The organism is Streptomyces sp. NRRL WC-3618, from assembly GCF_001280005.1.
Lineage (GTDB): Bacteria > Actinomycetota > Actinomycetes > Streptomycetales > Streptomycetaceae > Streptomyces.
Window position 1 is genome coordinate 39,527 of sequence record NZ_LGDW01000040.1, and the last position, 11,546, is coordinate 51,072.

Sequence of the window (11,546 nt, forward strand, 5' to 3'; positions counted from 1 at the left end):
CACGCTGCCTGTCGTGCGGGCACGCTGCCTGTCGTACGTAGGCCGAGGGCCGAGCTGGGCGCCCACGGCCTGGTCCACGCGGAGGCCCTGGCCGAGGTGGCCAGGCGGGAGCATGCCTTCGCACCCATCGGGCCCGCGGCCGGCCGTGAAAAGATCCGTGCGTTCGCGCAGGCCCGTCGGTCGGCTGTCGGCTCAGAGGATGCTGAGTAGGACCTGCTCAGGGGTCGGCCGGCAGGCCGAGGCGGCGCAGCCGGGCGCGGATGCCGTCCGAGTCCGGGACGCCGAGTTCGTCGAGGATGTCCGCGGCGCGCCGGGCGGCCCGCCGTGCTGCGTCGGTCTCGCCGGCGGCCCGGTGGCTCTCGCTGGGGTGGGCGAGTACGTCGGCCTCGTAGTAGCGGTCCCCGAGGCCGTGGAACAGCGCGACGGCGTTGCGGTAACAGGTTGCTGCCCGGCGGTGGTCTCCCAGGTGCTGGTGAGCGTAGCCGAGGCTGTCCCAGGTGTCCGCCTGCCCGTCGCGGACGCCGAGTTCGGTGAAGAGCTCCAGCGCCTGCCCGCAGAACGTGAGGCACTGGCGGTGGTCGCCGAGCTGCGAGTGGTACCAGCCCACCGAGTTGAGGGCCCGGGCCTGTCCCGTCCGATGGCCCAAGGAGGTGTACTGGTTGAGGGCCTCCTGGGCACAGGCCAGGGCTTCGGGGTAGGTGTCCCGCCGGGCGTGCAGGCGGGCCAGGTCGAGGTGGGTGTGGGCCAGCTCGGTACGGTTGCCGAGGGCTTGGTGGAGATCCAGGGCGCGGGCGAGGTGGGTGAGCGCGTCGTCCAGTCGGATCAGGCGGGTGCAGGCACGGCCGAGGCCGCTGCGGGCTTCGGCTTCCCCGGCCGGGGAAGCCGAGCGCAGTGCGGCGTCCAGCGCGGCCTCCTGGGCAGTGGCCCAGTCGGACCAGTGGCCGCGTCGCTGCAGAAACGTGGTCAGGGCGCGGGTCAGCTGCCAAGCCGGGGCATCCGGTGCCTGCGTGGTGACGCCCGACCGGTGCGCCACCGCGAGGAGCACGGGGTGCTCGGCTGTGAACCAGGCAAGAGCCTCTCCGTGGTCCGCGGCGTGTTCGGGGAGACGCCGGGGACCGGGGGCGGCAGCGCGATCGGGTCGCGGTGCGGATCCAGCATGCGGTCCGCGGAGTGGGCGGAGTGCAGGTAGTGGCCGAACAAGCGGTCTTCGGCCGCTTGCGTTTCGCCGGCGGCGTTCGCGGTGCCGGCGAGTTCGGCGGCGTACATCCGCAGCAGGTCGTGGAGTACGTATCTGCCGCGCGAATGCTCTGTGACCAGGCAACGGCGGCCCCGCAGGTGCTGCACGCGTTCGGGAGGGCGGAGATGAGTGCTTCGTCGTCCAGCCAGATCTCGCCGGAGATCTTGGCCTTGAGCGTGCGGTGCAGGACCGTGATGCCCAGCGAGGTCACCGATGTGCTTCGGTCCGCGCGTCGTCTGTCCGATGGACTGAGGTGATCGGCTGGGTCGCCTGCCGAGGGCGCGTGAGCGTCGATTACCATCGCCTGGTCGCGGACGGAAAGCGAGTCGACGCCAGCATGACTGACGAAGCGAGAGGGAAGCCCGTCGGCGGATTACATGGCCGGGCGCGAGAAGTCGCGATCCTGCGCGCGGTGCTGGCGGGCGAAGGCGGCACGTGGTGCGTCGGGGTCACAGGGGAACCGGGGATCGGCAAGAGCCGGCTGCTGACGGAGCTGGGGAAGCTCGCGGACACAGAAGGATGGACTGTCCGCAGTGCACGCGCGGCGGAGTTCGAGTCTCACATCCCGTTCGGTGTGTTCGTCAATGCGCTCGACGACCGGCTCGCCGAGCTGAGCCCTGAGCGTCTCGCCACTCTGGGGCAACAGCAGCTCGCACTTCTCGCGACCATGTTCCCGGCGCTTCCCGCCGTCGGTCCCGCCGACCTGGTCGACGCGGAGCGGTACCGGCTGCACCGGGCGGTTCGGGCATTGCTGGAGCTGCTCGCCGAGCCGTCCGGGCTGGTGCTCGTCTTCGACGATCTGCACTGGGCGGACGAGGGTTCGGTCGAGTTGCTCGACCACCTTTTGCGCCACCCGCCCCAGGGGCGGCTGGTCTTGGCATTGGCGAGCAGGCCCCGGCAGACATCGCTGCGGCTGTGGCACGCGCTGTCCCGCGCCGCGACCGACGGGGTGGCCGAGCTGCTGGAACTCGCGCCGCTGAGCCAAGCCGATGCCGGCCACCTCATGCCGGAAAGGCTGGGCCGTTCGCGGCGGGAACAGCTTTACCAGGACAGCGGCGGAAACCCGTTCTACCTGGAAGCCTTGGTGCGGGCCGGTGAGCGGGGTATCGCCGTCGGTGATGTGGCGCTCCACCCCGACGGGGCGCTCCCGGTGGCGGTCCACGCGGTACTCGCTGCCGAGTTGGCCGCGTTGACCCCACAAGAGCGAGTCGTCGCGCACGCCGCCGCAGTCGTGGGTGACGACTTCGAGGCTGATTCGCTCGCTGAAACGGCGGCAATGGACGCCGGGTCCGTGCTCGCCGCGCTCGACCGGCTCGCCGAGCGTGACCTGGTGCGGCTGGATGGCGCGACCGGCCGGTTCCGGTACCGGCATCCGCTGGTGCGCAGCATCGCCTACCAGGACGCCGGTCCTGGCTGGCGACTTCAGGCACACGGCCGGGCCGCGTCGGCACTCCGGAGCCGGGGCTCGCCGCCGGCTGAATTCGCCCGCCACGTGGAACGGTCCGCCGTCCGTGGTGACCTCGGGGCGGTCGCGGCGCTCACCGAGGCGGCTGAGGCGACGATGCATACCACGCCGACGACCGCCGGGCACTTCCTGCGGGCGGCCATTCGGTTGCTTCCCGACTCGGAGTCGGCCACGCCGCAGCGACTGATCCTGCTCGGCCGGCTGGCACACACTCTCGGCGCCACGGGCGACCTGCGGCAGGCCAGGGAAACCATGCAGGAGGTGCTGCGGCTACTGCCTGCCGAACTCACCCAGATCCGGGCACAGACAGCACGGGCCTGTGCGACGGTGGAGCAGATTCTCGGGCGCTACACCGAGGCCAGGGCGATGCTGCACAGCGAGTGGAAACGCGTCGAAGGTGTCGACGCCCACTCGGCGGCCGTCCTGCTTGTCGCGCTCGTTGCCGGTGAAAGTGTCGAGCGCGAGCACGGACAGGACCGGGTGCCCGAGGCGATCGCCGCCGCGCGGGAAGTCGGGGATCCGATGCTGCTGGCGACGGCGTTGTCGGCCGCAACGCTCATCGACGGGCGGGCGGACCGGCTGGACGAGGCGGCCGCACTCCTGGACGCCCTGCCCGACAGCGACCTGGTCCGCGACATCGATGCGGCGTTCTGGCTGAGCTGGTCGGAAGTCTCCGCCGACCGGCTCACGGCGGCGAGCCGGCACATGAGCCGTGGCCTGCACTTGGCTCGTGCGAGCAGGCAGTCCCACAAGATCGCGCTGCTGACCGCGATCCGCGGCATGGTGCATGCCTACCTCGGCGAGCTGGCGGAGGCTACCACCTGCTTCGACGACAGCCTGGAGTCGGCGGAACTGACCGGTAGCGAGGAACTGCGCGTCATGGCGTTGACCTTCGGGTGCTGGATCACCACCTGGCGCGGCGACCTGACCGAGGCGATCCGCCTGGGCAAGGAAGCCATCGTCGTCGACGACCAGGCGACGGCCATGAGCTCCTGGCGCAGTGGCCAGGCCGAGGCGATGCTGGCGCAGGCGATGTTGCACTCGGGTGATCCGCACGCTTGCATCGAGCTGCTGCTCACCCGTGGCGGAGGGGCCGAACTGCCCGCAGTGGGCCTCCGCACTAGGCCATTGGTGTACCTGATGCTCACGGAGGCGGAGGTCGCGGCCGGCCGGGTTGCCGCGGCCACGGGATGGGCCGACCGGGCGGAGGACGCGGCCGGTCGGCTCGAGCTTCCGCTGCGTACCGCCATGGCACAGCAGGCCCGCGCGATCGCTACGCGGCCAACGGATCCGGCGGCAGCCGCACCGCTCGCCATCGCCGCTGCTGCCACGTTCGGCCGGATCGGGGCGGCCGTGGAGGCCGGGCGGGCGCACTTGCTCGCGGCGACGGCGTTCGGCGACAGCGGGGCGATCGACCAGGCCCGTGCACACCTCGTGGCTGCCCGCGGGTTGTTCACCCGGTGTGATGCGCGACTGTTCCTGCCGCAGGTCGCGCGCGAGGAGCGGCGCCTGAACGCGCGTGGCCCCAGGCCCGAAAGCGGTGCCGAGCGATTTGACCTGACCGCCCGTGAGGTCGAGATCGTCAACCTGGTCCTGGACGGCCTGACCAACCGGGACATCGGCCTGCGGCTGCATTTGAGTTTCAAGACCGTTGAAGTCCACCTGGGCCGGGTCTACACAAAGGTTGGTGTCTCTGGTCGTACTGCTCTGGCCGGCGTGTGGGCCGCCGCGGCGCGTGATTGAGGACGCCACGGCGGCCAACTACTCAGTTGCCGAGATCGCGTACGTACAGGTCGAACTTCCGGCTGGTGCCGTCACCGCCCAGGTTCGTCGCGCTGGTCGTGAAAGCGACGTGGTGGCCGTCGGCCGAAATCGAGGGGCTGTTGCTGTAGCCATCGCTCTGCGAGCCGTCGACGGCGACACTGACCCTGGTCGTGGTGGCGGTCACCCGGTCTCGCACGAACACGTCCCAGCGTGAGTTGGTGTCGCCGGTCACCAGCTTGTCCTCGCCGGACACGAACGCGATGTAGCGGCCGTCGGCGGAGAGCGTGGTCCGCTCCTGGCCGGGGGTTCCACCGTCGCTCAGGTCATTGGGGCCGAGGTTCACCTGCGTCGTCGTCCGGGTGACCCGGTCGTACAGGAAGATGTCGGTATCGTTCGGACCGCCGGTGTCGCCGGCCACCAGATTCGATGCGGTGGACTCGAACGCGACGTAGCGGCCGTCGGCCGAGATGGCCGCCGTGCGACTGGCGGAATTGCCTTCATTTCCGTCGGGACCGACGCTGATCCGGTCGGTGTACCCCGTCAGCCGATCGTGTACGAACACGTCGTCCGAGTGGTTGTGGTCGGGGAACAGGGACAGCGTCTTCGCCCCGGAGGAGAAAGCGACGTAGCGCCCGTCTGCCGAGATCGACGGCAACTGACTGACGTCGTCGCCCTGGCGACCGTTGGAATCGACGCTGACCCTGGTGGTCTCACCGGTCTGCCAGTCGCGTACGAAGACGTCGTGGATGTCGTTGGTGTCGCCGAACACCAGGTTCGACGCGGGGGAGTCGAACGCGACGAACCGGCCTTCGGCGGAGATCGACGGATGGAAACTCTCACTGTCGCTCTGCTCACCATGCCTGCCGACGCTGACCCTGGTGGTCTCACCGGTCTGCAGGTCGTGCAAGAAAATGTCGCGGTAGCGGTTGGTGTCACCGGGTACCAGGTTCGTCGCGACGGACTCGAACGCGACGTAGCGGCCGTCGGCGGAGATCGACGGATTCCGACTCGCGTTGTTGGCCTGGGCGCCCGCGGAGTCGACGCTGACCCTGGTGATGACGCCGGTCTGCCGGTCGCGCACGAACACGTCGTCCGCTCGGTTGGTGTCGCCAGTCACCAGATCCCTTGCCAGCGACGTGAAAGCCACGTAGCGGCCGTCGGCGGAGATCGACGGCCCGCTGGCGGAGTTGCTTATCGGTGCCGTGCCTGCCGGCCCCGGCTCGGCATCCGCGGCATGCGCGACGCCGCCTGACAGCAGCGCCGCGACGATTCCCGACGCGAGCACTGTGCGCTCTGCGTTGCGGATTATGGAGAGACGTCTCATGCGTGTCCTTCTGTTCGGTTCGCCGCCACGGCAGCCGGTTGGCCGGATCAGCGTTCCGCGGAGCCGGTTGGCCGGATCAGCCTTCCGCGTCGGACCGGCCGAAGCATGAGGGAACCCCCTACGCCTTAGGCATCGGCGTCTTCACGCTTCACGACCGGCTGCACCTGTCAATCCCCCCGTTTCGTAGAGACCCTCCGATGCGGTCAGCCCGGACGGCACCGTCCTCGCGACCGCCGACCGTTCCGCCGGTGACACCGGCTGGGCACTGCGCTCGGACGGCCGCGGACCGGGCCGCCCGGCAGGCGGCCGACGCCCGCCTCGCCGTCACCGACGCCCTGGCCGCCGCCGAGCGGACCTGCGGCAGGCATCTCCGGGGCGGTCATGCACACCGACCAATTGAACTCGCCCAGAACACCAGCCGGGCCTTCGCCGACGCTGCGGTCAGGCCGGCATCCGCCAGTCCATGAGCGGGGTCGGCCGTCCTCCAGCGCGACGTTCAGACGCGAGACGCTCCAGGGCCGCAAGCCCTGGTCCAGCGAGCACGAGGCCGGCTTCGATGTGCTCCGCCGGCTACACCGCTACAACACCCGGCGCCGCCACTCCCAGCGGGACAACCCTTCCGTCGGCAGGGCACCGGTAGGCCCCGGCCGGGTGTGCTTCCGGACGGGGCTACCGTTTTTCCCGCGACGTCCCTGTGGCCTGGCTACCTCGTCAGTGGAGCCACGACCCAGCGCCACGCCCACCGCTCGTCCGAGACGTGATCGGGGGAGAGCAGCCGCTCGCTGTTGAGACGGTCGACGGCTTCTTCACGGGTGGCCCCACAGGCGGCGACGGACGGTGCCTGGGCGGTGCTGATGCGCCAACTGGCGTCCAGCCATGCCTGCGTCGCGAAGGTCGATGCTGAACGCGCCCCAGCGGCCGTCCGTGGAATCACGGACTCCGGCGGCGCTTTCTACGACTCGAACGGCGACGGGCCGCGGTCTGCGTAGGTGATGGGCATGGCTGTCCCTTCGTTGACCGTCCCTTCGTTGGCGGTCCGAGGTCATGGAGGGCACGCTCATCAGGACCCGCCGCAAGGGAGAAAGATGCCCGGGCCGGCCCGGCCCGGGCGTTTTCTGGACTCATTGCAGGGGGGAGTCAGGCGGGGGGAGACGGATGATGCGGTCCCGGTCTACGGAGTTGACGCCGGCGACCGCCTTCAGAACCGGGATCCGGTCCTCGGCGATGGTTCCGGACAGTGTGCCGAGGACAGGTTGCTCGCCCGTGACGGTCAGCCCGGCCCGTCGCGCTGCCTCGAGCACCTCCGCGAACCGGTCGCGGTCGACGGCAAGGATGACTCCGACCGGTTCGGACTGCGAAGACTCGCTCACGGGGCCTGGAGCAGACCCGAGCCGACGTCCTCGACGGGTTGCGTCAGCGGGAACGCACCCGCCAGGAGGCTGTCTTTGAGGTCGGCCGCAGAGGCGTTGGGGTTGGCTTCGGCGAGCAGTGCGAGGACACCCGCGACGTGCGGCGTGGCCATGCTGGTGCCCGACTTCGTCTTGTACCCGCCGCCAGGGGCTGCCGAGCGTACGTCCCTGCCGGGCGCGGCGATGTTGACTTCACCGCCCTCGCCGTTGATGCCGCTGCAGGAGAAGAACGACGTCGTGAGTGACTTGTCCAGCGAGGCCACCGCGAGGACGGAGGGGCAGTTGGCGGGTGAGCCGACGGGCTCGATGTGCTGGGGCCGTCTGCTTTCGTTGCCCGCGGCGGCGACGATCACTGCCCCGAGATCGAGCGCGATCCGGGCCAGGTTCTCGTATGTCTGGAGGAAGAGCTCATCCGGCCGGACGGGAGCACCGAGTGACATGGAGATCACCCGCGCGCCGTGGGTGATCGCCCAGTGCATGCCCGCCAGGACCTGGCCGTCGGTGCCCTGGCCCGTGTTGTCGAGCACCTTCGCCGCGAGTATCCGGGCGTCGGGCGCCACGCCGTAGCGGGGCTCCTGATTCTGGGGAGTCGCCGGGCCGGCGGCGGTGCCGATGCAGTGTGTGCCGTGGCCGTGTACGTCCTCGACAGTCTCGCCGAGCACGAAGGAGACCGTCTCGTCGATACGCCCGACCAGGTCCGGGTGGTCGGTGTCCACGCCGGTGTCGAGTACGGCGATCTTCACGCCGCGCCCGGTCAGGGGGGACAGGCCGGCCCGGATCGCCTGGAGACCCCAGGTCAACTTGTGCTCGTCCCAGTCCGGGCCCTGGGCGGCGGCCATTGCGCCCTCGGTGTGACGTTCAACCACTTTGTCGTCGCTGCGGTAGGCCGGGAAGAACTCGGTCATCGGCTGCTGCGCCGTACCGATCACCGAGGCGTAGACCATGCGCTCCGGCTCTGCCGCGATGATCGAGGGCTCGGCCTCGGCCGCGGTCACCAGCGCGTGGCGCTGCTCGCGTCTTACTTCGACGACGGCCGCGCTGATCTGCTCGAAGTGCACGGAAACGTCGGGGTTTTCGAGGAGTTCGGCGACGTTTGCGGTCTCCGCTCCCCGGACGCGCTCCACCGGTGCGATGTCGGCGGCGGAACGCAGTGCGTCCAGTCCGCTCTCCTGCTTGCTCGGGTCGAGCAGGATCACGTACCGACCGGTGTACTCCGAGCCCTGATCCGCCGGGGCGCCATTGGGCCGGTCCGGCTGCTCGCCGAAGCCACGCCTGTCCAAGGGTCCGTTCGCCATGTGAATTTCCCGCCCTTCTTAATGGTTTCCCGGTCAGTGGACGCGCGTCGAGGCGCGCAGTGCCAGGCTCCGGGGATGGGGGGCGCGGTTCGGCCGAGTGACGACGCGTGAGCCATCGTCTGCGGGACTTGTCCCTGCCGGGCCGTTGTCTCGGCATCGCCCTCTTGTCCACCGTCGCACCGGGTACATGGGCCCGCAACATGGCGCAGCCTCAGCCGTTCTGGAGGCATCGACTGCCAGTTGTGGCGCCGAAGTTGACAGCGGACCGACCCCGGCTCAGTATCGTTGGTGGCGGCGTATTGTCTGATTTCATCGGTTATAGGGCGGTATCCCTCTGGGTCTCAGTAGCCCAGAACCAGATGACAGACGGAAACGCATCGAAGGAGACGGACATGAACGGACCGTCCGAACGCCCGCAGCAGCCTCCGATCCGAGACGCACGTGACGCCGGGGGTGAAAACCCCACGGTGCGTTTCGACGCCACGGTCCACCCCGGTGTGACGAACCGTGATCTCCTCGGCGTCGCAGACCTTGATCTGGACCGGATCCCGGATCCGGAGGGCGACGTCCGGGTGGTCGTCACTGCGGACGAGTGCCGGCGTCTGCTGGAGAGCGGTTACGAGGTCCGTCTGCATGCCCAGGTGCCCGTGCGGCCCCTCCCGGCCGAACTCGTTGAACAGGACGACTCGGTAAGGGCGTGGCTGGAGGAGCGCGTTGAGGGCATCGAGCGTTCGGGAGGTGTGTGATGTACCGAACGGTCCCCCAACTCGACTCCGTTACCTCGCTGCTCGCCGCGTGGTTCCCGCAACTGTGCACGAGAACCCAACTGCCCGAGACCTCCGTCCAGGGCAGCCCCGTGTTCGCCCTGCGGTTGCGTGCCGGCCACGACGCGGACCGCCGAGGTGTCCTGTTCGTGGGCGGCACTCACGCGCGCGAGCTGATGAACCCGGACGCCCTGGTGGAATTCGCCGTCGACCTTGTCGTGAGCTATCTGCGCGGCACCGACATCGTGTACGGCGGCCGCACCTGGACGGCTGAGGACGTCAGACTCATCCTGGAGAGCCTCGACCTCTGGTTCATACCCTGCGCCAACCCCGACGGCCGCACCAAGGTGCTGACCGTCGACAACATGTGGCGCAAGAACCTCCGTGACAACCCGGGCACGTTGTGCGACGGGGTCGACCTCAACCGCAACGCGGCCATCCTCTGGGGAGTGACGGAGGGCCAGACCTCGTGCAGCCCCTGCACCGATATCTACGTCGGGTCCAAGGCTTTCTCCGAGCCGGAGACCCGAAACGTCAAGCACCTGCTGGACACCGAGCGCATTCACACGTTCGCGGACGTGCACTCGTTCTCGGAGCTGGTCCTCTACCCGTGGGGCCACGCCGAGAACCAGACCACCGATCCGGCGGCACAGCGGTTCACGAGCCTACCCACCGGAACCTGTGCGCCCATCGGCATCCCGGGCTATCGGGAGTACATCTCGCCCCAGGACCTGCTCCGCTTCACCACGGTCGCGCAGCGGCTCGTCGACGCGATCGCGGCGGTACGCGGAAGCGCCTACACACCGCAGACAGGCCGGACGCTGTACGCCACCACCGGCACCCAGAGCGACTACGCCTACAGCCGCCACATCGCGGATCCCGCGCTGGGCAAGACATACGGCTTCACCATCGAGACGGGCCCGCGGGTCGGCAGCGTCGAGGACTCCTTCCACCCGCCGGACCCCACGCCCATCAAGCTCGATGCCAAAGCGGGCATGCTGGCCCTCGCCCAGGAGAGCATCTGCGCCTTCGACCTGATCGGCCTGCGACAGCTCAACCGCCAGACCGAGGTGGACACGCTACGCCGGGTCCGTGACGACGTGCTCGCGAGCGCCGAGGCCGGCCGCGACTGGATCACCCTCGTCGAACGAGTCGAACTGCCCGTCGCTTCCCTGCTGTTCACCGACGAGGACTTGGCAGGCCGGGCCGCCGCGCTGATCGAACGCGCGGGGAAGCTGTTCGAGGACGAGCAGTCCGTCGTCAGCGACGAGGACGTCGACCTGGGACGGGCCCTGCTGGCCGAACTCGCCGAGCGGGTCGGAGCCGAGAACGCTCAGGTGCGCACCGATCTGCAAGCCGTCGGCGCGGCTCTGGAACAGGCGAGAAGGGTGTCGACGGTCGAGGTGCTGAAGCAACTGACGAACCGCGGCCCGCTGCCGAAGTAGAAGCAAGCCGGGAACGACGGACGCGCTACGAGGCTCCGATGCCGGCCGCAAACTGGGGCGCACCGCCTCACTGACGCGAACGCCGCGTACTGGAAGGGGAATCCCTTGCGCGAGGGTTCGGGACTGCTTTCTGGGCCGGGTGCGGCTGCCGTACGGGCGATGCCACGGTTTGCCCTCGCACACCTCCTGCACGGACGGCCCACTCCAGGTGCGGACCGGACCGGCTACGACGTGACCGTCGCTGCTCCGCGCGCGTTGTAGACGACGGCGTCCTCGCGTTCGCCGTAGGCCCGGAAGACAGCGATCGCCTCGTCACGCAGGACGCCGGAGACGACTTGGATGCCGCGCCGCTCGAACTGTTCCGCCCAGTCCTCGCGCATGGGGCCTTCGTCGAAGCCCGTGAGCTGTTCCAGTTCGGGGCCCTCTCCGGCGACGACCAGACGCCGTGCCCCGGACCACATCGCGGCGCCGTAGCACATGGCGCAGGGGCGCCAATTGACGACCAGTTCGAGATCGGGACCACCCGCGGCGCCGAGGTCCCATGCACCCAACCGGGTCTGGGCGAGGGAGATCGCGACGACCTCGGCGTGGGTGGAGGAGAGCCCGGAGGACAGGACGACATTGACCCCGGCCGAGACGAGCCGTCCGGTCACCGTCTCGACGACCAGTGCGGCGAAGGGGCCGCCGGTGTTCTCGCGGTGGTTGCGTTCGGCGAGTCGGTTGGCGAGCCGGACACGGTCCTCGTCGGTCGGCAGCGTCTCGGGGACGTCGGCCAGTTCGGACAGCACCCATGCGGGGAGTTGAGCGCCGAAGGTGGTCGCGAGGGCGGAGGTGTCCATGGGG

Annotated in this window: 10 protein-coding genes; 4 read left to right on the plus strand and 6 right to left on the minus strand. The window is 69.5% G+C overall.

Annotation, left to right across the window (positions count from 1 at the left end; all coding sequences use genetic code 11):
* Positions 1-217: 217 nt before the first annotated feature.
* Entirely contained in the window at positions 218-1,045 is an 828-nt protein-coding gene (locus ADL01_RS06155; RefSeq protein ID WP_053740863.1) for a tetratricopeptide repeat protein, read from the minus strand.
* 143 nt (positions 1,046-1,188) lie between these two features.
* On the opposite strand from ADL01_RS06155, the gene ADL01_RS44520 reads away from it, so the two are divergent.
* Both ADL01_RS44520 and ADL01_RS06165 read left to right on the plus strand, forming a co-directional pair.
* On the plus strand, positions 1,189-1,494 hold the full coding sequence (locus tag ADL01_RS44520) for a hypothetical protein (protein ID WP_053740864.1): 306 nt from the start codon (positions 1,189-1,191) through the stop codon (positions 1,492-1,494).
* A 26-nt stretch (positions 1,495-1,520) separates the two neighbouring features.
* A complete protein-coding gene (locus tag ADL01_RS06165; RefSeq protein WP_159049464.1) occupies positions 1,521-4,445 on the plus strand; it encodes an ATP-binding protein in 2,925 nt (974 codons plus the stop codon).
* A gap of 22 nt (positions 4,446-4,467) precedes the next feature.
* Here the strand turns inward: ADL01_RS06165 and ADL01_RS06170 are convergent, their stop codons facing one another.
* From ADL01_RS06170 to ADL01_RS06180, 4 genes are all read right to left on the minus strand, one after another.
* Positions 4,468-5,790 carry a TolB family protein gene (locus ADL01_RS06170; RefSeq protein WP_107090821.1) on the minus strand — a complete coding sequence of 441 codons (1,323 nt, stop codon included), beginning with the start codon at positions 5,788-5,790 and terminating at the stop codon, positions 4,468-4,470.
* Between the two features lie 703 nt (positions 5,791-6,493).
* Positions 6,494-6,724, minus strand: coding sequence for a hypothetical protein (locus ADL01_RS41440; protein WP_078960350.1), 231 nt, complete (start codon positions 6,722-6,724; stop codon positions 6,494-6,496).
* 187 nt (positions 6,725-6,911) lie between these two features.
* Entirely contained in the window at positions 6,912-7,160 is a 249-nt protein-coding gene (locus ADL01_RS06175; protein ID WP_053740867.1) for a hypothetical protein, read from the minus strand.
* Entirely contained in the window at positions 7,157-8,494 is a 1,338-nt protein-coding gene (locus tag ADL01_RS06180) for a S8 family peptidase (RefSeq protein WP_053740868.1), read from the minus strand. Before ADL01_RS06180 ends, ADL01_RS06175 begins: the two co-directional genes overlap by 4 nt.
* 392 nt (positions 8,495-8,886) lie before the next feature.
* Between ADL01_RS06180 and ADL01_RS06185 the strand changes: the two genes are divergently transcribed.
* The gene (locus ADL01_RS06185) at positions 8,887-9,240 is read left to right on the plus strand and encodes a hypothetical protein (protein ID WP_053740869.1); all 354 of its coding nucleotides are present in this window, start codon (positions 8,887-8,889) and stop codon (positions 9,238-9,240) included.
* The gene (locus tag ADL01_RS06190; protein WP_053740870.1) at positions 9,240-10,703 is read left to right on the plus strand and encodes a M14 family zinc carboxypeptidase; all 1,464 of its coding nucleotides are present in this window, start codon (positions 9,240-9,242) and stop codon (positions 10,701-10,703) included. The genes ADL01_RS06185 and ADL01_RS06190 overlap by 1 nt, the downstream gene beginning before the upstream one ends.
* 224 nt (positions 10,704-10,927) lie before the next feature.
* Here ADL01_RS06190 and ADL01_RS06195 read toward each other — a convergent pair whose 3' ends face one another.
* Complete coding sequence (locus ADL01_RS06195; protein WP_053740871.1) at positions 10,928-11,542, minus strand: nucleoside deaminase; 615 nt, start codon at positions 11,540-11,542, stop codon at positions 10,928-10,930.
* Positions 11,543-11,546: the final 4 nt, after the last annotated feature.